At 68.0% G+C, this 26256-nt stretch carries 27 protein-coding genes; 7 read left to right on the top strand and 20 right to left on the bottom strand.

Features of this window, described 5'->3' with window-relative positions; all coding sequences use genetic code 11:
- Positions 1-4: 4 nt before the first annotated feature.
- The 3 genes from ACZ1I2_RS02215 to ACZ1I2_RS02205 are packed head-to-tail and all read right to left on the bottom strand — an operon-like array spanning position 5 to position 2100.
- Positions 5-1270: an MgtC/SapB family protein gene (locus ACZ1I2_RS02215; RefSeq protein WP_465175273.1), complete on the bottom strand. Its 1266-nt coding sequence runs from the start codon at positions 1268-1270 to the stop codon at positions 5-7.
- 15 nt (positions 1271-1285) lie between these two features.
- The gene (locus ACZ1I2_RS02210) at positions 1286-1957 is read right to left on the bottom strand and encodes an NAD(P)H-dependent oxidoreductase (protein WP_465175274.1); all 672 of its coding nucleotides are present in this window, start codon (positions 1955-1957) and stop codon (positions 1286-1288) included.
- A complete protein-coding gene (locus ACZ1I2_RS02205; RefSeq protein WP_465171229.1) occupies positions 1957-2100 on the bottom strand; it encodes a hypothetical protein in 144 nt (47 codons plus the stop codon). Before ACZ1I2_RS02205 ends, ACZ1I2_RS02210 begins: the two co-directional genes overlap by 1 nt.
- A gap of 149 nt (positions 2101-2249) precedes the next feature.
- Here ACZ1I2_RS02205 and ACZ1I2_RS02200 point away from each other — a divergent pair, with 149 nt between their 5' ends.
- Together ACZ1I2_RS02200 and ACZ1I2_RS02195 are read left to right on the top strand one after the other, a co-directional pair.
- Positions 2250-4907 carry a bifunctional acetate--CoA ligase family protein/GNAT family N-acetyltransferase gene (locus ACZ1I2_RS02200; protein ID WP_465175275.1) on the top strand — a complete coding sequence of 886 codons (2658 nt, stop codon included), beginning with the start codon at positions 2250-2252 and terminating at the stop codon, positions 4905-4907.
- A 28-nt stretch (positions 4908-4935) separates the two neighbouring features.
- Positions 4936-5514: an NAD(P)H-dependent oxidoreductase gene (locus ACZ1I2_RS02195; RefSeq protein WP_465171231.1), complete on the top strand. Its 579-nt coding sequence runs from the start codon at positions 4936-4938 to the stop codon at positions 5512-5514.
- Between the two features lie 112 nt (positions 5515-5626).
- Here the strand turns inward: ACZ1I2_RS02195 and ACZ1I2_RS02190 are convergent, their stop codons facing one another.
- From ACZ1I2_RS02190 to ACZ1I2_RS02175, 4 genes are all read right to left on the bottom strand, one after another.
- Positions 5627-6769, bottom strand: coding sequence for a L,D-transpeptidase family protein (locus ACZ1I2_RS02190; protein WP_465175276.1), 1143 nt, complete (start codon positions 6767-6769; stop codon positions 5627-5629).
- Positions 6770-6772: 3 nt separating this feature from the next.
- Positions 6773-7582: a universal stress protein gene (locus tag ACZ1I2_RS02185; protein ID WP_465175277.1), complete on the bottom strand. Its 810-nt coding sequence runs from the start codon at positions 7580-7582 to the stop codon at positions 6773-6775.
- Between the two features lie 58 nt (positions 7583-7640).
- Complete coding sequence (locus ACZ1I2_RS02180) at positions 7641-8018, bottom strand: response regulator (RefSeq protein ID WP_465171234.1); 378 nt, start codon at positions 8016-8018, stop codon at positions 7641-7643.
- Positions 8019-8105: 87 nt separating this feature from the next.
- Positions 8106-8915, bottom strand: a complete 810-nt coding sequence (locus ACZ1I2_RS02175; protein WP_465171235.1) for a universal stress protein — start codon at positions 8913-8915, stop codon at positions 8106-8108.
- A 139-nt stretch (positions 8916-9054) separates the two neighbouring features.
- Between ACZ1I2_RS02175 and ACZ1I2_RS02170 the strand changes: the two genes are divergently transcribed.
- On the top strand, positions 9055-9561 hold the full coding sequence (locus tag ACZ1I2_RS02170) for a hypothetical protein (protein ID WP_465171236.1): 507 nt from the start codon (positions 9055-9057) through the stop codon (positions 9559-9561).
- Between the two features lie 3 nt (positions 9562-9564).
- On the opposite strand, the gene ACZ1I2_RS02165 is transcribed toward ACZ1I2_RS02170, so the two are convergent.
- Together ACZ1I2_RS02165 and hemN are read right to left on the bottom strand one after the other, a co-directional pair.
- Positions 9565-10269, bottom strand: a complete 705-nt coding sequence (locus ACZ1I2_RS02165; protein ID WP_465171237.1) for a Crp/Fnr family transcriptional regulator — start codon at positions 10267-10269, stop codon at positions 9565-9567.
- 265 nt (positions 10270-10534) lie between these two features.
- Positions 10535-11857 carry an oxygen-independent coproporphyrinogen III oxidase gene (gene hemN / locus ACZ1I2_RS02160; protein ID WP_465175278.1) on the bottom strand — a complete coding sequence of 441 codons (1323 nt, stop codon included), beginning with the start codon at positions 11855-11857 and terminating at the stop codon, positions 10535-10537.
- Between the two features lie 124 nt (positions 11858-11981).
- Between hemN and ACZ1I2_RS02155 the strand changes: the two genes are divergently transcribed.
- Positions 11982-12665 carry an OmpW/AlkL family protein gene (locus ACZ1I2_RS02155; protein WP_465171239.1) on the top strand — a complete coding sequence of 228 codons (684 nt, stop codon included), beginning with the start codon at positions 11982-11984 and terminating at the stop codon, positions 12663-12665.
- A 71-nt stretch (positions 12666-12736) separates the two neighbouring features.
- On the opposite strand, the gene ccoS is transcribed toward ACZ1I2_RS02155, so the two are convergent.
- Genes ccoS through ccoN form a run of 8 tightly spaced genes read right to left on the bottom strand, consistent with a single transcriptional unit; the run spans position 12737 to position 20511 of the window.
- Positions 12737-12916, bottom strand: coding sequence for a cbb3-type cytochrome oxidase assembly protein CcoS (gene ccoS / locus ACZ1I2_RS02150; RefSeq protein WP_465171240.1), 180 nt, complete (start codon positions 12914-12916; stop codon positions 12737-12739).
- Entirely contained in the window at positions 12913-15009 is a 2097-nt protein-coding gene (locus tag ACZ1I2_RS02145) for a heavy metal translocating P-type ATPase (RefSeq protein WP_465177196.1), read from the bottom strand. Before ACZ1I2_RS02145 ends, ccoS begins: the two co-directional genes overlap by 4 nt.
- A gap of 35 nt (positions 15010-15044) precedes the next feature.
- Positions 15045-15503 (bottom strand): FixH family protein, encoded by a 459-nt coding sequence (locus ACZ1I2_RS02140; RefSeq protein WP_465175279.1) that lies wholly within the window; start codon positions 15501-15503, stop codon positions 15045-15047.
- On the bottom strand, positions 15500-17017 hold the full coding sequence (ccoG, locus tag ACZ1I2_RS02135; RefSeq protein ID WP_465175280.1) for a cytochrome c oxidase accessory protein CcoG: 1518 nt from the start codon (positions 17015-17017) through the stop codon (positions 15500-15502). Before ccoG ends, ACZ1I2_RS02140 begins: the two co-directional genes overlap by 4 nt.
- On the bottom strand, positions 17004-17960 hold the full coding sequence (ccoP, locus tag ACZ1I2_RS02130; protein ID WP_465171243.1) for a cytochrome-c oxidase, cbb3-type subunit III: 957 nt from the start codon (positions 17958-17960) through the stop codon (positions 17004-17006). The genes ccoG and ccoP overlap by 14 nt, the downstream gene beginning before the upstream one ends.
- Positions 17953-18120, bottom strand: coding sequence for a cbb3-type cytochrome c oxidase subunit 3 (locus tag ACZ1I2_RS02125; RefSeq protein WP_465171244.1), 168 nt, complete (start codon positions 18118-18120; stop codon positions 17953-17955). Before ACZ1I2_RS02125 ends, ccoP begins: the two co-directional genes overlap by 8 nt.
- Positions 18117-18851 carry a cytochrome-c oxidase, cbb3-type subunit II gene (gene ccoO / locus ACZ1I2_RS02120; protein WP_465171245.1) on the bottom strand — a complete coding sequence of 245 codons (735 nt, stop codon included), beginning with the start codon at positions 18849-18851 and terminating at the stop codon, positions 18117-18119. The genes ACZ1I2_RS02125 and ccoO overlap by 4 nt, the downstream gene beginning before the upstream one ends.
- A 10-nt stretch (positions 18852-18861) precedes the next feature.
- On the bottom strand, positions 18862-20511 hold the full coding sequence (gene ccoN / locus ACZ1I2_RS02115; protein WP_465175281.1) for a cytochrome-c oxidase, cbb3-type subunit I: 1650 nt from the start codon (positions 20509-20511) through the stop codon (positions 18862-18864).
- A 224-nt stretch (positions 20512-20735) separates the two neighbouring features.
- On the opposite strand from ccoN, the gene ACZ1I2_RS02110 reads away from it, so the two are divergent.
- Positions 20736-22622 (top strand): PAS domain S-box protein, encoded by a 1887-nt coding sequence (locus ACZ1I2_RS02110; protein WP_465175282.1) that lies wholly within the window; start codon positions 20736-20738, stop codon positions 22620-22622.
- Complete coding sequence (locus ACZ1I2_RS02105) at positions 22615-23235, top strand: response regulator transcription factor (protein ID WP_465171248.1); 621 nt, start codon at positions 22615-22617, stop codon at positions 23233-23235. The genes ACZ1I2_RS02110 and ACZ1I2_RS02105 overlap by 8 nt, the downstream gene beginning before the upstream one ends.
- 76 nt (positions 23236-23311) lie before the next feature.
- Here the strand turns inward: ACZ1I2_RS02105 and ACZ1I2_RS02100 are convergent, their stop codons facing one another.
- Both ACZ1I2_RS02100 and ACZ1I2_RS02095 read right to left on the bottom strand, forming a co-directional pair.
- Entirely contained in the window at positions 23312-23863 is a 552-nt protein-coding gene (locus ACZ1I2_RS02100; RefSeq protein WP_465175283.1) for a methylated-DNA--[protein]-cysteine S-methyltransferase, read from the bottom strand.
- A gap of 80 nt (positions 23864-23943) precedes the next feature.
- Complete coding sequence (locus ACZ1I2_RS02095; RefSeq protein WP_465171250.1) at positions 23944-24234, bottom strand: CsbD family protein; 291 nt, start codon at positions 24232-24234, stop codon at positions 23944-23946.
- A gap of 137 nt (positions 24235-24371) precedes the next feature.
- On the opposite strand from ACZ1I2_RS02095, the gene ACZ1I2_RS02090 reads away from it, so the two are divergent.
- Entirely contained in the window at positions 24372-24569 is a 198-nt protein-coding gene (locus ACZ1I2_RS02090; protein WP_465175284.1) for a KTSC domain-containing protein, read from the top strand.
- Between the two features lie 6 nt (positions 24570-24575).
- Here ACZ1I2_RS02090 and ACZ1I2_RS02085 read toward each other — a convergent pair whose 3' ends face one another.
- The gene (locus ACZ1I2_RS02085; RefSeq protein ID WP_465175285.1) at positions 24576-26243 is read right to left on the bottom strand and encodes an FAD-dependent oxidoreductase; all 1668 of its coding nucleotides are present in this window, start codon (positions 26241-26243) and stop codon (positions 24576-24578) included.
- Positions 26244-26256 lie beyond the last annotated feature (13 nt).

Below are 26256 nucleotides of genomic sequence, written 5' to 3'. Positions count from 1 at the left end.
CGAGTCACCATAGCGCAACGCCGATTCCGAGCGCGATCGCCGCTGTCGCAGCACCCAGCGGCGCTGCTGCCACGAGATGCGCGCGGGATCGCGACACGCCGAGCACAAGCCCCGTCTTCAGCACCATGTTGAGCAGCACCGGCATCGCCAGCACCACGCCGGCCATGCGCGGCGCGATCGCGTCGGGCGGCATGGCGCCGAAGGCGATCACCGCCGCATCGACATCGGCCAGTCCGATCACCGCCAGCACCCCCGCGACGCCCGCATCGCCGAACGCGATCAACGCCCAATGGCTGGCGATGGAGGAGATGGCGACGACCATTGTCAGGACGAGCGCCGCGCCGAGTTCGAGCGGATTGCCCAGTGCGACGGCCTGTTCCTGCTGCGTCGTTTCGTGGCGAAGCCGCCACCAGGTCGTGCCCGCCAGCAGGGCCACCGCCGGCCCCAGGATGATCGCCAGCGGCCCGATCGCACGTGGCGCGAGGATGGCGACGAGCACGCAGACTCGTGCGACGCTGATCGCCGAGGCCAGCGCGATCCCTGCCGACAGTGCGGCGGCCGCGGCCGGGCTGGTCGCCAGCCTGCGCGCGAACGCCAGCGTTACCGCGGTGGAGGAGACCAGCGCGCCGCAGGCCGCCACCAGCACCATGCTGCGCGATGCCCTTGCCCGGCGGGCCAGGATATAGCCGGCGAAGGACAGGCCGGTGACGAAGATGATCACCAGCATCAGCTTGTGCGGGTTCAGCGCCGCATAGGGGCCGATGGCGCGATCGGGCATCAGCGGCAGCAGGACGAGCGCCAGGATCGCGAACCGGGCCGCGGCGCGAAGCTCCGCCGCGCTCAGGCCGCGCACGATGCCGTGCAGCTGGCCACGCATCGACAGCAACAAGGTCGCCGCGGCCGCCGCGCCCAACGCGATCGCCGGCTGTCCGGAGGTTGCCAGCATGCCGAGCGCCAGCACGACAACGCCGGCGATCGCGCTGGTCGCGCTCAGGTCGTCCGGCTCGCGGCTCTGGCGCAGATAGCCGACCAGGATGATCAGGCCCGCGCTGCCCAGCAACGCGATCGCGCCCAATGCCGGCAAAAGGCCGGCGACGCCACCGGCCAGCCCGAGCAACCCGAAAGTGCGGAAACCCGCGACCCGCGTTCCCGCCCGCTCGCGCCGGCTCGTCCAGCCCCGTTCCAGACCGATCAGCAGCCCGATGGCGAGGGCATAGCCCAGCGACGCCGCCATGACCGGATCAAGCGTGACCGGATCGAGATCATCCATCTACGTCATGCTCGCTCAAGCACCATTGCCCTGTACGATTGCCCGGGTCTGTATCTTGTGCCGTTCGCTCAGCACCATGGCGCAGGTCGATCGGGCCTGTTCGCGGACACGCTCGAGATCTTCTCGCACGAACCGTTCGTCACGGCCATCGACGATCGCGTCGAAATGGACATGCGCGCTGCCCGCCATCGAAAAGATCGTGGTGAGATAGGTGTCGAAGGCCTGGCGCATCGACGCCCATTGGCCATGCTCCTCCAGCCACGGCATGGTCGAGGCGGAGGAGCTGAGGATCACCAGCCGCTTGCCCTCAAGCGGCCGGAGACCGGTGCCTGTCTTGATGTCGCGCGCGGCGAGCCCGGCGCCCATCACGCGGTCGACATACCCCTTGATGATTGCCGGGGGCATGCCGAACCAGATCGGGTAGACCAGCACGATCACCGCGCTGTCGCGGATCAGGTCGATCTCCTCCTGAACGTCCGGCGCCGGCGCAAAACCCGGCATATCGGGGCGTTCCTCGTTCTTGAGCAGCGGATCGAACCCGATTTCATAAAGGTTCCGGAGCACCGCGGTCTGGTCGCAGCCGCGCACCGCGTCGCAATAATCGGCGGCGACCGAGCCGTTGAAGCTCCACGGCGCGGGGTGACCGAGGATCACCAGGTGGCGGATGTCGTGCGGATCGACGGACATCACAGGACCCCGTTGATCGCAAAGGCCGCCGCGAGTTCCGCCAGGACGATGCAGCAGAGAATGGAGCCGCCGACGGCAAGGCGCGGCTGGCGGGCGGCGAAGGTCGCCGCGCGGTCGGAAAGGGCATGCAGGGCCGTTGCCATATCGAGTCCTCCGGATGGGATGCACGGACTCTAGCGGCCGGACCCGACGGCCATATGCGGAACTATACGGATGTCTCGGCCGGGGCTTGCTGTGGGAAAACAACGGTGCCGGGAACGCACGTCGCGCCGTCCCGCACAGGAGCGATCCCATGACTGTCCGCAATCTCGACGGCCTTCTCCATCCGCGCAGCGTCGCCGTGATCGGCGGATCGCAGCGACCGGGCTCGATGGGCGAAATGGTGCTCACCAACATCGTCGATGGCGGTTTCGCCGGCACGGTGTTCGCGGTGAACCCGAAGCCGGTCGAGATGGAGGGCGTGTGGTGGGTGGCGTCGGTTGCCGACCTGCCCGGCGTGCCCGACCTGGCCGTCATCGTCACCCCGGCGGAGACGGTCGCGACGATCGTCGCGGAACTCGGCGCGCTCGGCACCAGGGTGGCGGTGATCGTGTCGGCCGGCCTGCACGATCCGGCGACGCGCCAGGCGATCCTGGATGCCGCCAAACCGCATCTGTTGCGGATCGTCGGGCCGAACTGCCTCGGCGCGCTGCTTCCCCATGCGAAGCTCAATGCGTCGTTCGCGCCCCGGGTCGCGCTGCCGGGCCGGCTCGCCTTCGTGTCGCAGAGCGGCGCGCTGGTCACCGCGATGCTCGATTGGGCGGGGGCCAGGAATATCGGCTTTTCGGGCGTCGTCTCCGTCGGCGACATGGCCGATGTCGACCTCGGCGATCTGATCGATCTGTTCGCGGCCGATCCGAAGACCGACGCGATCCTGCTCTATATCGAAGGCGTCACCAATCCGGCCAAGTTCATGTCGGCCGCCCGCGCCGCCTCGCGGATCAAACCGGTGATCGCGATCAAGGCCGGGCGGACCGAGGCGGCCGGCAAGGCGGCGACCTCGCATACCGGCGCGCTGACCGGTGCCTACGACGTTCACGCCGCTGCCTTCCGCCGCGCCGGAATCATCCTGGTCGACAGCCTGTCGGAGCTGTTCGACGCGGCGCAGATGCTCAGCCGGCATCGGCCGCGCAGCGGCGAACGGCTCGCCATCGTCACCAATGGCGGCGGCGCGGGCGTGCTTGCGGCCGACGCCCTGCCCGCAACCGGCGGCACGCTCGCGACCTTGTCGCCGGACACGATCGCCGCGCTCGATCCGCAGCTCCCGGCGAGCTGGTCCCGCGCCAATCCGATCGACGTGGTCGGCGACGCGCGACCCGAACGTTTTGCCGCGGCGACGCGCGCGGCACTGGCCGATCCGGGCGTCGACGCGGTACTGGTCATGCACTGCCCGACGGCCGCGGCGACCGGCACCGACATCGCGGGTGCGGTGATCGACGCGATCGCGGGTCATGTTCCCGCGACCAAGGCCGTGATCGCCTGCTGGCTCGGCACGCACAATGCGGAGGCCGCGCGAGGGCAGTTCGACGCAGCGGGCATTCCGCTGTTCGACAATCTCGACGATGCCGTGCGCGGCTTCGGCTATCTGCTGCAGGCAGGCAGGGGTCGGGACGCGCTGATGCGCGCGCCGGCGCGCGTCACCGTGGCCGAGGCGGATCGCGCCCGGGTGCGGGCGATCCTGACGGGGGCGCGGGCGGAAGGGCGCACGATCCTCAGCGGATGCGAAGTCCGCTCGATGCTCGCCGCGTACGGCATCCCGGTGGTAGAGGCGCGGCTGGCGCGCACCGTCGAGGCGATCCCGACCGTCTGCGCGCGCATCGAACCGCCCTATGTCCTGAAGCTCATCTCGCCGCAGTATCCGCACAAATCCGATATCGGCGGCGTGGTGCTCGATCTGGCGAGCGCTGGCGAGGTGGTTACAGCCGCGAAGGCGATGATCCGCCGTGTCGGGCAGGACCATCCCGAGGCCTCGATCACCGGTTTCGAGATCGAGCCGATGATCGCCCCTATGCACGGCCGCGAACTGCTGGTCGGCATTGCCGAGGATGCCATATTCGGGCCGGTCATCGCTTTCGGTGCCGGCGGCAAGGCAGTGGAACTCGTTCGCGACCGGGCGCTCGGCCTGCCGCCGCTCGACGATGTGCTGGCCGGGGAGATGATCGCCTCGACCCGGATCGCCCGGCTGCTCGACGGCTATCGCGACGTGCCCGCGGCCAACCGGACCGCGATCGTGTCGGTGCTCAATGCGCTGTCGGCGCTCGTTCTGGATTTTCCGGATATCGTCGATCTCGACATCAACCCGCTCGTCGCCGACGAACGGGGGGTGATCGGTGTCGATGCGCGGGCCCGGATATCCGATGCGCCCCGCGCGTCGCGCGCCGTGATCCGCCCGGTGCCGATGGAATGGGCGCGGGAACTCACCACGCGGGACGGCGTCGTGATGCAGGTTCGCCCGGTAAAGCCCGATGACGAGGAAGCGCTCGCCGCGTTCTTCCGTCACGTCACGCCCGAGGATCTCCGCTTCCGCTTCCTCACCGGCCTGCAGGAAGTCGGCCGGGACCGGCTCGCCGCGATGACTCAGATCGATTATCGCCGGACGATGAATTTCCTCGCCTTCGCCGGGGACGGCCTGCTGATCGCGACCGCGATGCTGGCCTGCGACCCGGACGGAGTCCGCGCGGAACTGGCGATCTCGGTCCGCGCCGCTTTCAAGGGGCGCGGTGTGAGCTGGACGCTGCTCCAGCATGTGCTCGACTATGCCCGCGCCGAAGGCATCGACTCGGTCGAATCGGTCGAGAGCAGCGACAATCACGCCGCCCTGAAGCTGGAGCGCGAGGCAGGTTTCAAGGCCGTTCCGGGCGAAAGCGGCTCGACCGAAGTGACCGTCCGCCGGAAGGTCGAATCGGCCTGATCCACCCTCTTTGTTCGAAAGATATCCCATGACGCATATTGCCGTGATCGATGGCCATCCCGATCCCGATCGCGCCCGCTTCGTCCATGCGCTCGCCGACAGCTACAGCGCGGGCGCCGTCGATGGCGGGCATGAGGTGAAGCTGATCGAGCTCGCCACACTCGACTTCCCGCTCCTCCGGTCGCGGGCCGCCTGGGAAAAGGATGCGCCGCCGCCAGCCATCGCGGCGGCGCAGGAGACGCTCGCCTGGGCCGATCATTATGCGATCTTCTATCCGCTCTGGCTGGGCGACATGCCCGCGCTGCTCAAGGCCTTTCTGGAGCAGGCATTGCGTCCGGGCTTCGCGATCGACCCGAAGGGGGCGGGGCTGAACAGTGGCCTGTTGCGTGGCAAATCGGCGCGGCTGGTGGTGACGATGGGGATGCCGGCGATCTTCTATCGCTTCTATTTCGGCGCCCACAGCGTGAAGAGCTTCGAGCGCAACATCCTGAAGCTGGTCGGGATCAAGCCGGTGCGCCAGACCCTGGTCGGCGGCGTGGAGGGAAGCCCGGAGGATCGGGAAAAGGCGCTCGACGATCTGTTCGAACTGGGCCAGACGGGTTCCTAGAGTCGTTTGCAGCTTCGCTGAATCGGCACCAGCCCGCTCCCCAACCGGCCTCCCACAGAATATCCTGGATGGGAGGCCGGGTGGGGGAGCGGGCTGGTGCCGTCCTACTGAACTAGAGCCCGGCGGCCACGCGGCCGTCGCGGCGATAGAGATCGTCGAGGAAGCGAACGCCACCCTCCGTGGCGGCATCCGGCTCCGCGGTGAAATACACGATATAGACCGGCACTGGCGTCGTCAGCTTCAAGGTGCGGTTGACGCCGCTCGCCATCAGGCCGTCGAACTCGGCGGCGCCTTCCGGCGACAACAGGATCTTGGCGAGGATGTCGGGACGCGCCGTGCGCACGCAGCCATGCGACAGGGCACGCCGGTCCTGCTCGAACAGCTCGCGTGACGGTGTGTCGTGGATGAACACGCTGTGCGGGTTCGGCATCTCCAGCTTCACCAGGCCGAGCGCGTTGCGCGGCCCGGGCCGCTGCCGGACCTGCAGCCCCCCACCGGCGCCGCGCGCCGCGACATATCCTCTACTGGCCGCTTCGGCGGGCTGGGTGCGCACCAGCGCGCCGACACTTTCGGCCACGATGCTTTGCGGGACGTTCCACCAGGGGTTCGCGGTGACGCCGGTCACCTGGGCGGCGAAGACCGGTGTCGGGCTCGCCGGCTTGCCCACGATCACGCGGTGGCTTGAGATGACGGCGTCATGCTCGATGAGATCCAGCCGAAAGGCGGGCGGGTTGACCAGGATATGGTTGGTCCCCAGGTCGCGCGGCAGCCAGCGCCAGCGCTCCATGTTCACCCGGATCGTCAGGCAATGCGCGGGCGAATCGCAATGCCCAAGGGCCTCGCGCAGACCCGCATAGGCTGCATCCCGCGGCAGCAGCGCGTGGAGAGCCGAGGCGATGTCATGCCGGGCCAGCGCTCCGGCGAGCCATGCGGCATAATCGATCCGATCGCGGGGGATGCCCCATCCGGCACGCGCCGCGGCTGTCGCCGACCCCTCGGCATAGTCATGCGCCAGCGACAGCGCGAGGCGGTCGGCCTGCGCGTCGAGATCGGGTGCGCCCGCCCCGGCCTGGGCCTCGAAGCCCGCAATGTCGTAGCGCCCGGCCCCGATTCCCTCGGCCTGGCTCCGTTGCGCCTCCCCGATCAATGCCGTCACATCGGTAGTCGACCAGCGAGTTGTCTCGGCGGCCGCGGGCGCGGCGATGGACGCGGCCCCGAGCAACAGCAGGGCGGCCAGCTTCCGGACAAAGGGCACGCGTCAATGCGCCATGAACAAGGGCACCGGGCTCTTGGTCAGCATCGCCCGGGTCACGCCGCCGAACAGCGCCTCGAGCCACCGGCGATGCCCGAACCCGCCCATGACGATATAATCGAAGGCGCCGGTCGCGACCCGCTCGAGCAAGGCGTCCGCGGTCGTCCCCGTGCCGCGTGGCCATCGCCGGATCATCGCATGGACATCGTGACGCGAGAGATAGGCGGCGGCGTCCTCGGCCGGGGCGTGGACTGAAGTGTCGTCGATCTCCACGATCTCGACCCGGCTGGCGAGCTTCAGGAGCGGCACCGCGGCGCGGAGCGCGGCAGCGGCCGCAGACGATCCGTCCCAGGCGACCAGGGCATTGTCGAGATCCAGGCGTTTGGCCGACTCCGGCACGGCGAGGATCGGCTTGCCCGCGCCGACGACCAGCGCGCCGGCGGCGGTGCGCATGTCGGGGAGGGGAAATTCGTCGAGCTCGCGGTTGACCACGATGAGGTCGGCCAGGGTCGAAGCGTCCTTCAGGCAGGCCGCGATCTCACCGGTCGCGTCCAGCCAGTTCCACGTGACGTCTTCCTTGGCGAGACGCTGCTCCAGCCTCGTCCGGTTCGCCGCTTCATGGTCACGCTCTTCGGCCAGCAACATCTCGGCGCCGAACGCCGCATCGCACGCATATTCCGTACCGAGCATCGCGGGCAGGATGGCGACGTCCAGACAGGTGACATGGCCGCTCACGGCGCGTCCGATATCCAGGGCGGCCTGAAGCCGCGCTTCCTGGCCCGCATCGTCGTGGACCAGCAGGAGAATGTTCTTCATCATGTCCATCCCTCTCTGCGCCGGCGCGGATGCGGTCGGCGGCGTTACGGCAAGCGGGTCAGCCAGTGATCGCGCCTGCCAGTTCATTAGGCCGCAGCGGCTTTTCCAGCACTGCGTCGAACCCGCAGGCCTTGGCGCTCGCGGTCAGCGTCGGCGACGAAAAGGCCGTCACCAGGATCGACCGTCCGTGCCAGCCATTGCGGCGCAGCGCCCGCAGCACGCCGAGGCCGTCGCCATCGGGCAAGCGATAGTCGGTCACGAGCAGATCGATCTCCTCCGCGCGCAGATTGGCCAGGAACGGCAGCGCCGAGGCGAAGGAGCGGACCTCATAGCCGCGGGCGTGGAGCACCAGCTGCAACGACCGGCGCACGCCTTCGTCATCCTCGATGAGAACGGCCTGTTCGCGGGGAGCGGTCGGAAAATCTGGTCGAGGCATGGATCACCTTGAAAATGAGGTCGCTGCCCTTGTGAAGCCGCCACCCGCGGCGGTCTCTACGCAGATGTGCGTAAGATCGTCCGGCGGTCAGCGGCCATGAGCGAGGAACAGCGGGACCGGGCTTTCCGTGAGCATCCGCTGCGTCGCGCCGCCGAACAGTTCCTCGATCGCGCGCGCCCGGCCGAAAGCGCCCATCACGACATAGTCCGCCTTGGACCATTGCAGCGCCGACAGGATCACCGCGCCGGGGCGGTCCATCAGGATCTTTTCGCGCTGGATCGTCGCCTTGATACCGTGGCGAGACAGATAGGTCGCAGCCTCTTCGGCCGGGATCTTCAGGGAGCCATCGTCGACATAGAGGATCGTGACGGCGGCGGCTTGCCCGAGCAGCGGCACGGCCGCCCGCAGTGCCGCCTCGGCGGAGGGAGAGCCGTCCCAGGCGACCAGCGCGTGGCCGCGAATATCGAGGCCGGTTGCCGTCTCCGGGACGGCCAGCACCGGAAGCCTGGCCTCGACCAGCAAGCGACCGGCCAGCTCGATCGCGTTCGGGAACAGGCTCGTCTCGAGTTCGCGATTGATCACGACCAGGTCGGTCAGCGCGGCGGCATCGAGGATCGACTCGGTCAGGTCGCCGGTGACGTCGATCCAGTCGAACGGCACATCGTCATTCTCCAGCCGCTCGCGCAGGCGAGTACGGTTGGCCGCTTCCTTCACTTCCTCGTCGGCGCGCAGCAACGCGCTGCCGCCCATCGAGGCATAGTCGGTTACCAGCTCCGGTACGATCGCGACATCGACGCAGCGCAGATGCCCGCCGACGCCGCGGGCCACGTCGAGCGCGGCCTGGACACGCGCCTTCTGTCCGCTGTCGTCATGGATAAGGACGAGGATGTTCTTCATGGCATTGCCTCCTGATCGATGCGCCCTTGTCGCGCTGGCAGCGGATCGGGAACATTGGGAAGTTTACGGATGAGCATCGGTCGCGCCGCTTGACCCGCGTCAAAGCGCGCTCCCGCCGGACGGGCGACAGCGCGGTGTCATGATTGAATCGCAGACATTGCGCGACGCGGCGCCCGGGGCGACGGCGGACGCGGAACTGATCGACCTGCTCGGCCGGCAGCTGCGCGACGATCACGATGCGCAGCTGGCGCTCTGCGTCGAGCTGGAGCGCCTCGCCGACATGCTGCCCGCCCTGCCGCCACCGCGGCGCGTCAGGCGCATCTGCAGCCATATCGAGTTCGTGACGACGCGGTATTTCCGGCGTGCCGAGACGATCTTCGCCGATGTCATGACCGCCCGGACCGATCCGGTGCTGCGCCAGATGTTCGACTCGCTGACGAGGATGCATGCGCTGGACGCGGTCCATGGCGAGGATGTCGTCGCGGCCTTGTGGGACGGGACCGCACGGGGCAGCGCGGCCCGCCCGGAGGAGCTCGGCTATATGCTGCGCTGCTTCTTCGACGGCTGCCGCCGGGCGGTCGCGCTGGAGGAGGCGCTGATGCTGCTGGTCGGCGCCGGTATCGAGCGGGAGCAGGGTGCCAGCTGAAGCTCAGCCGGCGTCGGCGATCGCCCGAAGCGTCGCCATGTCGGTCACGTCGATGCTCCGGCCGCCCTTGGCCAGCGCGATGGCGCCCATCGTCTTCAACCGGGTGAGCTGGCGGCTGACCGTCTCGATCGTCAGCCCCAGATAATCCGCCATGTCGCCGCGGCTGATCGGGATCTGCAACGCGGCCAGCGCCCCGCCGCCATCCTTGGCGGCGCGGTGCGCGAGATCGAGCAGGAAACCGGCGATGCGTTCCGGCGCGCCGCGTTTGCCGAGGGTGAGCATCCGTTCGCGCGCATCGTTGAGCGACGTCATGGTCCGGCGCAGCAGGGCATGTTCGAGCGCGTGCGAGCCGCGCAGTACGTCCTCGAAACGCTCGCGCGGATAGAGGCACAGGTCGGATTCAGTCAGCGCGGTGACCGTGAGGGTCGCTTCCTGCAGGAAGAGCTGGCCGATGAAATCGCCCGAGAAGAGCAGGCCGACGATCTGTTCGCGGCCGTCCGCGGTGGAGCTGGTCACCTTGAGGATGCCGGACACCAGATTGGCGCAGGCAAGATTGGCGTCGCCCGCCCAACTCAGCACCTGGCCCGCCGCGATCGTGCGGCGGCGGCCGATCGCGCTGAGTGCCTGGAGTTCGGGATCGGCGAGGCCCCCGCAGATGGCGTGCTCGCGCACCAGGCAGGATCGGCAGCGGTCGACGACGGGGTTCATGTCCGTCCATTGCCAGCGGCCGCGCGGCGCGGCTGTACGTAACTATCCGGAGTCGACCTCGCCGGCCTGTTTGCGGGGGCAGGCGGCGTGGCAGGCGACGGGACAATCGCGGTCCCGCGCCGGCGACCGCGGCCCGATCGGCAGGGGCATGCTGGCATGCTGGCCGCAGATCGCGACCAGGACGACAGGACGATCAGCCGCGCAGAGCGGCGTTCCCGACAAAGCGAGTCCCGCGACCGCCGCCAGGGAAAGCTGGGCGGACAGGCTAGACGGCATTGCTGAACCTCACCTGGTTGGACGTGCGATAGGGGTCGAGCGTCGCGGCGATGCTGCGGGCATAAGGAAGGGCATCGGGCGCGAGGGTCAGCCGATGGCTGTCGCGGGCGACAAGGCCGAGCGCGCGAAAACGGTCCAGCGCCGCCTCGGTCGATGCGGTGAGGGGCAGGCCGGACAGATCGGCGCGTCCGTTGCACAGGATCTGCTCGATCGCCGCGCCGGTGCGTTCATCCAGCGCCGACCGCCGCACGCCGCGCGCGGTAGCGAACCGCCCGCTGCCGATCTTCAGATGATAACGCCCGGTGTTCTTCTCGTTCTGCAGCAGCCGGTCGGGAAAGGCGCTGATCGCCGAGGCGCCGAGACCGATCAGCGTGTCCGACGCGTCCTCGGTAAAGCCCTGGAAATTGCGCCGGAGTTTTCCCGCGCGCGCCGCGACCGCGATGGCGTCGCCTGGCCGGGCGAAATGGTCGAATCCGATCGGCTGATAACCGGCGGCGGTCAGCACCTCATGGGCGATGCCCGCCTGGGCGAAGCGCTCGCGCGGCGAGGGCAGGGCACTCGCCTCGATGCGTCGCTGGCGGGGCAGCAGATGCGGGACATGGGCATAGCCGAACACGGCCAGCCGGTCCGGCCCCATGGCGATCGCGCGGTCGAGCGTGTCGACCAGGTCAGCGGTCGACTGGCCCGGCAGGCCGTACATCAGATCGAAATTGATCGATTCGACCCCGGCCTCGCGCAGCAGCCGCACCGTCCTGGCGATGTCGGCCTCGGGCTGGACCCGCCCGATCGCGGCCTGGATATGCGGCGCGAAGGTCTGCACGCCCAGGCTGACCCGGCCGATATGGTTGCGCGCGATGCTGGCGGCCCATGCCCGGTCGAAGCCGCGTGGATCGACCTCGATCGAGGCGACGGCGCCGACGTCGTTGAATGCGTCCAGCAGCCGGTCGTTCAGCCGGTCGAACGCACCCGGCGCCAGCGCGTTGGGGCTGCCGCCGCCCCAGGCGATGCGGGCAATCCTGCCCCGACCCGCGAGATGCGCCGCGACCAGCTCGATCTCCTCGCCGAGGCGCTGAAGATAGGCGTCGAGCCGCGCGCTGCGGTTGGCGGCGCCGGTGTTGCAACCGCAATACCAGCAGATCTCCCGGCAATAGGGGATGTGCAGATAGAGCGAGACGGGCGCGTCCTGCCCGACCGCGGCCAGCGCGCCTTCCATGTCGGATGCGTCGACGCCGTCGGTGAATTCGGCCGCGGTCGGGAAGCTCGTATAGCGGGGGACCGGGGTCGCGAGCAGGTCTGGGATATGACGCCACATGCCGTCCCGGATGCGGCACCCATGGGGTCCATGCCTTGACCCCGGTCAAACCACTTCTTGCCTGCGCTCAAATGCCCCGGCGCCGCGGCCGCCTAGGAGCGGGCCAGCTCAAAGGAGGCTGTACATGAAACAGATGATATCGATCGCCGCGGTCACGCTGGTCGCCGCAATGGCATGGGCCGCGCCGGCCAGCGCGCAGGAACGGCAGGGAATCGAGGCCGGCGACGTGCTGCTGCGCGTTCGCGGCATCCTGGTCGCGCCGACGGGCGGATCGGGCGGCATCGCGCCGACCTTCCCCGGCGAGAAGGTTTCGGTCGATACCGCGGTGATGCCGGAGGTCGACCTGACCTATATGGCCACGGACAATATCGGGTTCGAGCTGATCGCCGCGACCACCAAGCACACGGCGTCGGGCAAGACCGGGACGACCGGCGGCATTGGCGATCTCGCCTCGACCTGGGTGCTGCCGCCGACGCTGACGGTGCAATATCACCTGAACCCGCAAGGCAAGATCCGTCCCTATGTCGGCGGCGGCATCAACTACACGGTGTTCTACAGTGAAAAGGCCTCGACCGGCCTGAAGAGCGCGGTAGGCCCGACCAGCGTGCACATGTCGGACAGCGTCGGCTGGGCCGCGCAGGCCGGCCTCGATGTCGACCTGACCAAGCGGGTCTTCCTGAATCTCGACGTCAAATATATCGACATGGACACCAAGGCGACGCTGCGGACGACGGCAATCGGCACCCAGACGGTGAAGGTGCATCTCGACCCGGTCGTGGTCGGTGTGGGCTTCGGCATTCGCCTTTGATCCGATCCGGCGGACAGGAAAGGGCCGGCAGCGATGCCGGCCCTTTTCCTTTGGGACTATCGGATCGGGCGTTATTTCAGCGCGTCGCTCGGCGCCGATGGCGGGCCGGTATCGTCATCGTCGATCAGGATGCGCAGCGCGGCACCGTCGAGATCATCGAACTGGCCGGACCGCACCGTCCAGAAAAAAGCACCCAGCGCCGCCAGGCCGAGGCCGAGCGCGACGGGGATCAGCAGGGCGAGACCGTTCATCGCGCGGCATTCCGCAGGCGCAGGGCGTTGGCCACCACCAGCAGCGACGATCCCGACATGGCCAGGGCAGCGATCAGCGGCGTGACCTGCCCGGCCATGGCCAGCGGCACCGCCAGGACATTATACCCGATCGCCAGCGCGAAATTCTGGCGCACCACCGCCATCGTCCGCCGGGCCGCGGCGATGGCGATCGGCACCGGCATCAGCCGGTCGCCGAAAAACACGACATCGGCGGCAAGCTGGCCGACATCGCTGCCCGACGAGGGCGCCATCGCGACATCGGCGCTTTTCAGCGCGGGCCCGTCGTTCAGGCCGTCGCCGACCATCAGCACATGGCGCCCGGCCGCCCGGAGCGTTTCGATCGCGCGATATTTGTCGGCAGGGGACATCCGTGCCCGCCCGCTGATGCCGAGTCGATCGGCAAGCGCCGTCACGACCGGCGCGGAATCGCCCGACAACAATTCGGGCGCGAAGCCCAGCCGCTTCAGCCGCGCCACCGCCGCGGCGGCATCGGGCCTGGGCGTGTCGCCGAACAGGATGAGACGAGCGGTACCGCCGGTCATGGCGAAGGCGGTTGCCACGGTGTCCGCCACCCCGCACCCGCCGACCCAGTCCGGCCGGCCCAGCCGGACGAGGCGATCCCCGAACCGTCCCTCCATCCCGAGGCCGGCATGCTCCACCAGGTCGGTGAGCGGTACCGGCACGACGCCGTCGCGTTCGAGCCTTGCCGTGAGCGCGCGGGACAATGGGTGGTGGCTCGATTGCGCCAGCCGCAACAGCGCGGCGCGCTCCAGCGGATCGTCCGGCAGGCCGGACCGGGGCTCGATCCTGGCGAGCGTGACGGTGCCGGTCTTGTCGAGCAGAATGGCATCGGCTTCGGCCAGCCGTTCCAGCGCGCTGCCGTCCTTGATCAGCACACCGGCGCGGAACAGCGAGCCGGCCGCGACCACCTGCGCGATCGGCACCGCCAGCCCGAGCGCGCAGGGGCACGTTATGATCAGCACCGCGACGGCGATCATCACGGCCTGGTGCACACCCGCGCCGGCGATCAGCCAGCCGGCAAAGCTGAGCAGGGCGAGGGTGTGGACGGCGGGTGCATAAAGCCGCGAGGCGCGGTCGGCGATGCGGACATAGCGCGACTTGCCCTGTCCGGCCGCTTCCATCAATCGCGCGATGTCGGCGATCGCGGTCGCGTCGCCCGCCGCGGTCGCCCGCACCGTCAGTGGAGCGGAGAGGTTGATCGTGCCGGCCAGCACGACGCTGCCCATGGCGGCGGATTCGGGCAGGCTCTCGCCGGTAACCAGCGATCGGTCGACATTGCTGTGGCCTTGCTCGACCACGCCGTCGACGCCGATGCGCTCGCCGGCCGCGACCAGGATCTTCATGCCCGGCGCGACATCGGCGGCGGCGCGGCGCCGCGTGGTGCCGTCGGGCCTGAGGACCAGCACGTCGCCCGGCACGCGGCGCATCAGCGCGGCGACGCCGTCCTGCGCTCGCGCGCGCATCGCACTGTCGAGGAAGCGGCCGGCGAGCAGGAAGAACAGCAGCATCACCGCGCCGTCGAAATAGGCGTGGTGGCCGCCGGTCGCGGTTTCGTAGAGGCTCATCGCCGCGGTGAGCGTCACGCCGATCGAGATCGGCACGTCCATGTTGGTGCGGCCATGGCGGAGCGCGCTCCAGGCGCTGCGGAAAAAGGGCCGGCCGGCAAAGGCGATCGTCGGCAGCGCGATCAGCGCGGACAGCCAGTGGAACAGCGTACGGGTCGGCCCTTCGGCGCCCGACCAGATCGCCACCGAGAGCAGCATGATGTTCATCGCGGCGAAGCCGGCGACCGCCATGGCCAGGACGAGCGCCCGGCTCTCGTCGCGCGCCGCGCCGCCGGTGTCGCCGGCAAAGACATGCGCCGTGAAGCCCAGGCGTCGGATCGCCGCCTGCAGGCTCTCCTCGGCCAGCGCGTCGTGCAGGATGCGCACGCGCCCGGTGGTGAAATTGACCCGGGCCGAGGCGACCCCGGGGAGTTTTGCCAGCCCGTCCTCCAGGGTCGCGATGCAGCCCGCGCAGCGCATGCCGTCGACCGTGAAGCTGGTCTCCATGGCGCGCGGCGCGCGGGCGATCGGGCGGACGGCGTTCACAGCCGCACCTCGTCGTCGAAGCGCGCATCGTTCCGGCCGTCGCGCACCTCGATATGGAGCAGCCAGCGACCGGCGGGCAGCGGCGCGGTCGCGACGAAGCGGCCATCCCGGCCGCGCCGGAAGGAGAGCGCGCGGGCGGGAACGCGGCCGAGCGGATGTGCGGCCGTCGCGGTCACCGTCGCGGCCGTCAGCGCTCCGCGCGGCCCGGTCGGGACGATCCGCACCAGGCGGTCCGTATCTGCCGTCACGGTCACCGACCAGCCCAGCGCCCGCTGCGCACGCGCTTCGGCCAGCCAGGTGTTGAACTGCTGGCTCGCGACATAGCTGTTGTCGACCACCGTCCCGCCAAAGGTGCCGACCGCATAGCTCGCCATCAGGAAATTGACCGCGATCACCACCCCGAAAAAGGCGACCATGATGCCGGTCATGTGCCAGCCGGTGAAACCTCGTGTCATTGCCCTTGCTCCGGCCGTTCGAAATAGCTGTCGTCGTTTGCGCCGCCGCCTTCGGCATCGAGCGCTCGGACGGTGAAGCGCATGTCAGTGCGCGCCGCGCCCGCAGCCGGTGCCGCGACGAAGACCTGGGTTTTCGCGACCTGATCGGCGGGGACCGTGAGGCGGACGGTCCGGCCTGCGCCGCTGCGCCCGCTCGCCTCGGTCCACATCACGCCCGGCACGCCGGAAATGCCGATTTCCACCGTGCGCGGCCGCGCCTCCATGTTGCGGACCTTGACGGTATAGCCGTTGCGGATGCTGCCGTCGGAGAGGCGCACCCATTGCGGATTGCGGGTCTGCAGCACGCTGATGTCGATCCGCGTCCGGCTGCCGAGCGCGAACAGCATGCCGAGCCCGATGCCCGCCCAGACGGCGAAATAGACGATCGTGCGTGGCCGGAGCAGGCGCTTGATCGGCGATAAGGGCGTGCCGCCGGCCGCGGCGATCCGCCCGTCCAGGTCGGTGGTGTAGCCGATCAGCCGCGGCGGCCGGCCGACCTTTGCCATGATGCCGTCACAGGCATCGATGCACAGGCCGCAGGTGATGCAGCCGATCTGCGGCCCTTCGCGGATATCGATGCCCGTAGGGCATACCGCGACACAGGTATTGCAGTCGATGCAGTCGCCGATGCGCGGCGCGAGCGACGGGTTGCCCGCGAGCGCGACGAGTGACGGCATGCCGCCGGCATCGAGATCGAGCGCCGTCGCCTCGCGCTTCAGCCCGTGCGTGCGCGGCTCGCCGCGCCACGCCTTGTAGGTCACGGTCAGCGATTTCTCGTCGAGCATCGCGCCCTGGATGCGCGGCCAGGGGCACATATAGATGCACACCTGCTCGCGCATCAGCCCGCCGAAGACATAGGTGGTGAGCGTGAGGATGCCGATCGTCGCATAGGCGGCATAGGGCGCGGTGCCGTGCGCCAGATCGCGCAACAGGGCCGGTGCGTCAGCGAAATAGAAGATCCACGCCCCGCCGGTCAGCGCGCCGATGATGAGCCAGATCGCATGTTTCGACACGCGCTTCAGGATCTTGGCCGGGCCCCAGGGTGCCTTTTGCAGGCGGAGCTGTGCGTTGCGATCGCCGTCGATCGCCCGCTCGACATGCACGAACAGGTCGGTCCACACCGTCTGCGGGCAGGCATAGCCGCACCAGGCGCGGCCGACCGCGGAGGTGACGAGGAACAGGCCGATCCCGGCCATGATCAGCAGACCGGCGACATAATAGAATTCGTGCGGCCAGATCTCGATCGCGAACATGTAGAAGCGGCGGTGCGCCAGATCGACCAGCACCGCCTGGTCGGGCGCGAAGGGGCCGCGATCCCAGCGCAGCCAGGGCGTCACGTAATAGATCGCCAGCGTCACCGCCATGATCGCCCATTTCAGGCGGCGGAAGCTGCCATCGACGGCCTTGGGGAAGACCTTGCGCCGCGCCTCGAAGAATTGCTCGCCCGGGAGGAGGATCCTGTCAGGGTGCGACATTCTGCTTCACCGGGATGGGCGCCCCCGTCTCGGGTGCCGCCGGCGGCCCCACCGGTTTTTCAGGCACCATCGCCTCGCCGCCGCCGAGCGAATGGACATAGGCGGCGAGCATCTTGATCGTGACCGGATCGAGGCGCGAGCCCCAGGCCGGCATGATGCCGTAGCGCGCATTGGTGACGGTCTCGGTCAGAGTGGCGCGGTCGCCGCCATAGAGCCAGATGCCGTCGCTCAGGTTCGGCGCGCCGACCGCGCGATTGCCGGTGCCGGCATCGCCGTGGCAGACGGCGCAATTGGCCGCGAACAGCGCCTTGCCGCGCCGGGCGGAAAGGCTGGCCGGTTCCTGTTTCGACAGGACGCGGACCCAGGATACGACATCGTCGATCTCGACCGGCTTCAGGATGCCGTCGCGACCGAAGGCGGGCATCATCGACAGGCGGGTCTGGTCGTCGCCGGGCTGGCGGATGCCGTGCGTGAGCGTCTGCTGGATGGCCTTGATGTCGCCGCCCCACAGCCAGTCGTCGTCGTTGAGATTGGGATAGCCCTTGAAGCCGGTGGCACCCGAGCCATGGCATTGCACGCAATTGACCTTGAAGGCGGCGCGTCCGCCCTCTTCCGCCGCGTGGAGCAGCTTCGAATCGGCCGGCAGCCGCTCGATCGGGATTTGCGCGAGGGCGAGCATCACCGGGGCCTTGCGGTCCTTGTCGGCGGCGACCTCCTGTTCGAACTGGGCCTGGCTCGACCAGCCCAGCGTGCCCTGCGTCGCGCCGTGCAGCATCGGGATCGCGGGGTAGAGGACCATATAGACGATCGCGAAGACGATCGTCCCGTACAGGGTGTAGAGCCACCAGCGCGGCATCGGGGTATCGAGTTCCTCGATCCCGTCCCATTCGTGGCCGACCGTCGGGGTGCCGGTCGCCTCGTCGATGCGCTTTCCGTCAGCCATCGATATCGTCCTCTCGTTCGAAGATGCTCAGGGCCGCGCGCTGGTGGCTTTCGGCCACGCCGCGCAGGAAGGTCCAGCCGACCAGGACCAGGAAGACGATGCCCATCATCACCAGGCCCCAGCTGTCGGCGAGATGCCGAAGCGTGTCGTAGGTGCTCATTTCTGTTGCTCCCTCGGGGCCGCCGATTTGAGGTCGATCTGCGTGCCCAGGCCCTGGAGATAGGCGACCACCGCATCCATCTCGGTCAGGCGGCCGGGATTGCCGTCGAAATCGCGCGACTGGGCCTTGGGATAGCGCTTCGCGATCGCGGCGGCGTCGCCATCGGCCGAGCCCTGGCCGACAATGTCCTCGGCCGCCTTTTTGATATCCTCGTCGCTATAGGGCACGCCGACCCGGCGCAGCGCGATCAGGTGATCGGCGATATGGCTGGTGTCGACATCCCGCTCGGCCAGGAAGGCATAAGGCGGCATGATCGATTCCGGCACCACCGAGCGCGGATCCTTGAGGTGCTGGACATGCCATTCGTCGGAATAGCGCCCGCCGACGCGCGCCAGATCGGGGCCGGTGCGCTCCGATCCCCATTGGAACGGGTGATCGAACATGCTCTCCGAGGCGAGACTGTAATGGCCGTAGCGTTCGGTCTCGTCGCGGAACGGGCGGATCATCTGGCTGTGGCAGCCATAACAGCCCTCACGAATATAGATGTCGCGTCCGGCGAGCTCGAGCGGCGTATAGGGCCGCACCCCTTCCGTCCGGGTGACGGTGGAGTCGATCCAGAACAGCGGGGCGATCTCGACGATGCCGCCGATCGCGACGGTGATGAAGGCGAGGACCGCGAGCAACGTGACGTTGCGCTCGATCGCCTTGTGGCGGGAAAGGGCGTTGGCCATGGCTTGGTCCTCAGGCGTGAGCTGGCTGGGCGGCGGGCACGACCGGCACGTCGCGGGCCGGATCGAAGGCGGGGCTCGACATCGGCGCTTCGTCGCGCAGCTTGCCCGCGATGGTCATCCAGATGTTCCAGACCATGAACAGCGCGCCGAGCAGGTAGAGCAGCCCGCCCGTGGTGCGGATCACGTAATAGGGGTGCATCGCCTGGACGACCTCGGCGAAGGAGTAGACGAGATAACCGTCGGCCCCATATTCGCGCCACATCAGGCCCTGGGTGATGCCCGCCACCCACATCGCCGAGGCGTAGAGCACGATGCCGAGCGTCGCGCACCAGAAATGCCAGTTGACCATGCGCAGCGAATAGAGGCGGGTGCGACCCCACAGCCTCGGTGTCATGTAATAGAGCGCGCCGAAGGTGATCATGCCGTTCCAGCCGAGCGCGCCCGAATGGACATGGCCGATCGTCCAGTTGGTATAATGGCTGAGCGAGTTGACCGACTTCACCGACATCATCGGCCCTTCGAAGGTCGACATGCCGTAAAAGGCGAGCGCGAAGACCATCATGCGGATGATCGGGTCAGTGCGGATCTTGTCCCAAGCGCCGTTGAGCGTCATCAGCCCGTTGATCATGCCGCCCCAGCTCGGCATCCACAGCATGATCGAGAAGACCATGCCCAGCGTCTGCGCCCAGTCCGGCAGCGCGGTGTAGTGGAGATGATGGGGACCGGCCCAGATATAGAGGAAGATCAGCGACCAGAAATGGATGATCGACAGCCGGTAGCTGTAGATCGGCCGTTCCGCCTGTTTGGGCACGAAATAATACATCATGCCGAGGAAGCCGGCGGTCAGGAAGAAGCCGACCGCGTTATGGCCGTACCACCACTGAGTCAGCGCATCCTGGACCCCGGCAAAGGCGGAATAGGATTTGGAGCCGACCAGGCTGACCGGCATCGACAGGTTGTTGACCAGGTGGAGCAGCGCGACCGTGATGATGAAGCCGAGATAGAACCAGTTGGCGACATAGATATGCGGCTCGGACCGGCGCACGATCGTGCCGACGAACACCGCGAGATAGGACACCCAGACGATCGTCAGCCAGATGTCGACATACCATTCGGGCTCCGCATATTCGCGGCCCTCGGTGATGCCGAGCAGATAGCCGGTCGCGGCCAGCACGATGAACAGCTGATATCCCCAGAACACGAAGCGCGCGAGCCAGGGAAAGGCCAGGCGCGCGCGGCAGGTGCGCTGGACGACGTAGAAGCTGGTGCAGATCAGCGCATTGCCGCCAAAGGCGAAGATCACCGCCGAGGTATGCAGCGGCCTGAGGCGGCCGAAGGTGCTATATTCGGAATGGAGATTGAGCAGCGGGAAGGCGAGCTGCGAGGCGATGACGAGACCGACCAGGAATCCGACCACGCCCCAGAACACGGTCGCGATCACGCCCCAGCGGATGACCTCGTCGTCATAGCGGTTGCGCGGTGCCATCGCGGGATAGGGATTGCTCGCGCCGCGCATCGTGCCCGCGGCGGCGATGAGCGCCGCGCCGGCGACGATGCCCATCTGCACGGCGAAACCGTGATCGATCGCGCTCGCCGCCGCTAGCAGCGCGAGCAGGCCCAGCAGCAGCCAGGCGCCAGCCCTGAATAGAATATCGTCCATTGCCCACCCTTCCACGGTCATCAGCGCGTGCCGAATGACGGTCGCCGCGCTCGCGGCCCTTGATCGTCGTCAAACTGCTAGGGGGCGGGGCAGCGCGCGGCTGTACGTAAAGGTCCTAGGATCGGACTGGCCCTCCCATCCTTATGGGGTAGGGCATGAGGAGCAGATTGCTGGCCGGCGATGGATCGATTAGCCCTGCGGGCCATGCGGAAGATGGCGGACGAATGACCCTGGTGACTGCCCCGGATGCGGAACGGCAGGAATCGCCGGTCTTTGGCTATGCCGTCGCGGCTCTGGTCGTTTGTATCGGCGCGGTCGGCCAGGTGGTGCTCAACCCCTGGCTGCAGGCCGATGCCCATTTCCTGTTCTATATCGTGGCGGTGCTGGGTGCGGCCGCCTTTGGCGGGACTGGCCCGGCGGTTGCCGCAACGATCGCGGCGCTGGTCTTCGCGATCGTGCTCGGCGGCATGCCACGCGGCTCGGCCGGCCTTGTCGAACCCGCCGCCTTCGTCGTCGCGAGCGCGCTCGTCATCGTGATCGCCGACCGGATGTCGCGGTTCAAGCGGCGCTCGCTGGTCTCGGAGGAACATGCCGTCGCCCGCGCGCGCTCGGCCAGCGAGGTCGCGGACGAGCTCAACCTGCTGATCGACGGCGCGGCGGGCTATGCGATCTACATGCTCGACCCCAGCGGCCATGTCACGATCTGGAACCAGGGCGCAGAACGGCTGAAGGGCTGGACCGAGCAGGAAGTGGTCGGCCAGCACAGTTCGATCTTCTATCCCGAAAGCGCCGTCGCCGCAGGCAAGCCCGACGCCGACCTGGAGCGCGCGCGCCTTCACGGAAAGCTCGAGGAGGAGGACTGGCGCCTGCGCAAGGACCGGACGGAGTTCCTGGCGCATGTGACGGTGACGCCGCTTTACGATAACGAGAATGTCCTGCGCGGTTTCGGCAAGGTCATCCGCGACGTGACGGCGCAGCGCGCCGCCGAGCGCGAGCTGAGTTCCAATGCCGCGCTCCTCCAGTCGATCCTCTCCACCGTCCCGGACGCCATGATCCTGATCGACAATCGGGGGCGAATCATGTCGTTCAGCGCCGCCGCAGAGCGCACCTTCGGCTACAGCGAAGCGGAAATGGTTGGGAAGAATGTGTCCGTCCTGATGCCCTCGCCCTATCGCGAGGCGCATGACGGGTATCTCGACCGCTATCTGACGACGGGCGAGCGCCGCATCATCGGCATCGGCCGGGTCGTCACCGCGATGCGCAAGGACGGCGGCCATTTCCCGATGGAGCTGGCGGTTGGCGAAGCGCTCGCCGGCGACCAGCAGGTCTTCACTGGCTTCGTGCGCGATCTCAGCGAGAAGCAGCGGGCCGAGGCCGAGATCGAGGAGCTTCGCTCCGGCCTGATCCATGTCGCGCGGGTGAGCGCGATGGGCACCATGGCGTCGACTCTGGCGCACGAACTGAACCAGCCGCTGACCGCCGTGGCCAATTACATGGAAGGCGTGCGCGACCTGCTCGATCGCCCCGATCCGGACGACCTGCCGATGATTCGCGAGGCGCTGAACGACGCGGCGGGCGAGGCGATGCGCGCCGGCAACATCGTGCGGCGCCTGCGCGAATTCGTCGCGCGCGGCGAAGTGGACAAGACGATCGAGGATCTGCCGCCGCTGATCGACGAGGCAGCGAAGCTCGGCCTGATCGGCGCGCCGCAAAGAGGGGTCGAGACGGTGTTCGACCTGGCCGTGACGTCGCCCGTGCTGGTCGACAAGATCCAGATCCAGCAGGTGCTCATCAACCTGCTGCGCAACGCCATCGATGCGATGGCGGAAAGCGACGAACGCCGGCTGCTCATTGCGACGCGCCAGGAAACGCCCGGCACGGTGCGGGTGACCGTCTCGGATACCGGCCCCGGTCTCGCGCCCGAGATCGCGGAAAACCTGTTCCAGGCGTTCAACAGCAGCAAGAGCGAGGGCATGGGGCTTGGCCTGTCGATCTGTCGCACGATAGTGGAGGCGAACGGCGGTCGAATCTGGATGGAGCCGCGCCCCGGCGGCGGCACCAGCTTCCATTTCACGCTGGTCGGTACGAGCCTGGAGGTGGAAGATGAGTGATAGGCGCCTGATTCACATCGTCGATGACGAGGACTCGATCCGGCGTTCGGCCAGCTTCATGCTCAGGACAACGGGTTTCGCGGTGGAGACCTGGCCTTCCGGCGTGGCGTTCCTGAAGGAGGTCAAGCATCTCCAGTCCGGCTGTATCCTGCTCGACATCCGCATGCCGGAGATGGACGGCCTGGAGGTGCAGAATGCCCTGAACGAGCGCGGCATCACCATGCCCGTCGTCATCTTGACCGGGCATGGCGACGTTGCGATCGCGGTGCGGGCGATGAAGGCGGGCGCGGTCGATTTCCTGGAAAAGCCGTTCGAAAAGGCCGCGCTGCTCCGCGCGATCGACGCCGCGTTCGATCGGATCGCCCAGTCGGAGACCGCCACCGCGCGCGCGGAGGATGCCGCGGTGCTGGTCGGCGCGCTCACCGCGCGCGAACGCGACGTGCTGGAGGGCCTCGCCAAGGGGCTGCCGAACAAGACGATCGCGTTCGACCTCGGCATCTCGCCGCGCACGGTCGAAGTGCACCGCGCGAACATCATGGCGAAGTTCGAGGCACGCAGCTTTTCGGACGCGCTGCGCATCGCCTTCGCCGCGGGTTACGGCCAGGGCGACTGACATCCGGGGTAATGGTCGGCAGCGCATTTTCGAGCTGGCTGGAGCAGCCAGCGGCTCGGAAAACGCGACGGAAAATCTAGAAACCAAAGCCCTGCTGGGCCGGTTCGGGCGGCGACAGGTCGATACCCTCGATCGCCAGCATCTTCACCTTCGACTCGGATCCGCCCGGCGCGGAAAAGCCGCCGACCTTGCCGCCGGCTGCCAGCACACGGTGGCAGGGCACGATCAGCGGCACCGGGTTGGACGCCATGGCCTGGCCCACCGCGCGCGCCGATTCCGGGCCGGCGCCGAGTTCCTTCGCCACGGCGCCGTACGTCGTGGTCTCACCCCAGCCGAGCCGCCGCACCGCGTCATAGATCTGCACAAAGAACGGCGCCTGCTCGCCCAGATCGACCCTGACGGCGGAGAAATCGGTTTCTTCGCCCTCGAAATAGCGCTGCGCGGCGGCGATGGTTTCGGCAATCTCCGGCGGCGGCGTACGGCGCGCCGCGTCGGGAAAGCGGCGCAGCAACGCCCGCTCGGTCCTGTCGGCCGAGTCGGCCGGCAGACGAAAGCCCACCACCCCGGCGTCGACCCACGCGATTCCCGCGACGCCGTTCGCCGTATCGAAAAGCTGATAGTCGGCCACGGCCTCACCCTGCTTGACTGTTCCCCCATGAACATAGGGAATGCGGCGGCGCCGAACCAGCCCGCAGGGTGAGTCTGCGGTCAGGCTTTCTTGCCGCGCAGCGTATTGATCACCGCCAGCGCGAGCGTGCCGACCAGAGCAGCCGTCGCCCAGGGCCGTTCCTTGGCAAATGCCTTGGCCTTGTCCGCCAGCGGACCGGCGCCCTGCACCACGGCATCCCGTGCCGCGCCATAGCTTTGCTGCAAATTGCCGACGACCTGATCGGCGACGCCCTGATTCTCCGTGGCGGCATCGCCCGTCGCCTTGCCGATCGTTTCCTTCACCTGGCCGGCGAGATTGCGGCCTTCACCCTCGAGCGTGTCCTCGTTCATCTGGATTCCCTTCGCGCGGCATCTCACCGGTGAAATGCCCAACCCCGTAACGATCGACAAGCCCGACGTGTCCCTCGCACGCGCCTTTTCGCGCGAATCCTGCGGCAACCCCCACGCCGGTGCGACGTTGAAGGCTTATGCCTTCCAGCGTCATTCGCTCCTATGACTATGACCCGGTCGAGCAGCGGCTCGACATCGAGTTCGTCAGCGGCCGGCGCTATTCCTATCTGGACGTGCCAGAATCGGTGTTCGACGCGATGCGCCGCGTGACCTCGAAGGGTGGTTTCTTCAACCGCCGCATCCGCGATTACTACGACTTCGTCGAGCACGCCTGACCGGCATCACTCCATCGGGTGCAGGAAGCGGTGGACCGAGGACACCACCACCGATCCCTCGCCCACACCCGAGGCGACGCGCTTGACCGATCCCGCGCGGACGTCGCCGATCGCGAAGATGCCCGACTTGCTCGTGGCATAAGGCGATGTCGATCCGTCGGCGTCGGCGCCGGTCTTGACGAATCCCTTGTCGTCCAGCGCCAGGCACCCGTCGAGCCAGTCGGTATTGGGCTCGGCGCCGATCATCACGAACATGTTGCTGATGTCGTGGCGCTGCTTCTCGCCGGTCTTCGCATTGGTCCAGGTCACGCGGCGCAGATAGCCATCGCCCTCCAGCCCGGTGACCTGGCAATGCGTGTGCAGCGTGATCTGCCTCGACGAGAGGATGCGCTGGACGAGATAGTCCGACATCGTCTCGGCCAGCCCGCGCGATCGCACCAGGATGTGGAGATGCTTCACCGTGCGTGACAGGAACACCGCCGCCTGCCCCGCCGAATTGCCGCCCCCGACGACCAGCACTTCCTCGCCGGCGCATAGGCCGGCTTCCATCGCGGTGGCGGCATAATGAATGCCCTGGCCCTCGAACCGGTCATAATCGGGCACGTCGAGCTTGCGATAACGGGCCCCGCTCGCGACGACCACCGCCCGGCCGGACACGCGTTGCCCGTCCTCCATCGTCACGACATAGGGGTCGTGGCTGCAATCGAGCGCCGTCGCCGGCCGTGCGATCGCCAGCCGCGCCCCGAATTTCTGCGCCTGCACCTGCGCGCGTCCCGCCAGCGCCCGGCCGGAGATGCCGGTCGGGAAGCCGAGATAATTCTCGATCTTGGAGCTGGTCCCGGCCTGCCCGCCCGGCGCGAGCCCCTCGAGCACGATCGTGTCGAGCCCTTCCGACGCGGCATAGACCGCCGCCGCCAGCCCCGCGGGCCCCGCGCCGACCACGATGACGTCATGGACGCGTGTCGGGTCGAGCGTCTCGGTCAGCCCCAGCGCATCGGCCAGTTCGCCCGTCGGCGGGTTGCGCAGCACCGATTCGCCCGGCGCGATGACGACCGGCAACTGGTCCGGCGTGATCGAGAAGCATTCGAGGAAACCCTCCGCATCCGGATCGCTGTCGGTGTCGAGCAACCGGTGCGGATAGCCGTTGCGCTCGAGAAAGCGCTGCAGCCGCTGCGTATCGCCCGAATGGCCCGATCCGATCAGCGTCGCGCCGCCATGCGCATGCTTGATCAGTCCGACGCGCCGCAGGATGAAGGCGCGCATGATGATCTCGCCGATATCCGCCTCGGTCGAGACCATGCGGCGGAAATCGACGCGCCCGATCCGCAGCACCCGGCTGTCCTCGCCGGTGCGCCCGGTGACCAGGATCGCGCGATTGTTGAACAGGTCCAGCTCGCCGGTGAACTGCCGCGCATGATGCGTGGTGAAGATATTGGCCACCCCATGCTCGTCGATATCGAGCACCTGGATCGACCCATCCAGCACGACGAAGAAATCCACGCCCCGCTCGCCCCGCGAATAGAGCGCGGTGCCCTTGGCGACCGATTCTCCGCGGCCATAGGCCATCATGCGCTCGACCATCGCCTCGGCCAGCACCGGAAAGGTCTGCGCGGTCCGCTCATAGGGATCAGTCGGATCGATCTCGGTCCGGTCGGTCGCCATCATCTTCCCCATGCCATGGTCCATT

It is taken from the genome of Sphingomonas sp. BL-S-29, from assembly GCF_055521495.1.
Note: the sequence above shows the minus strand (reverse complement) of the source record. Positions and strands in the feature narration are given on the sequence as shown.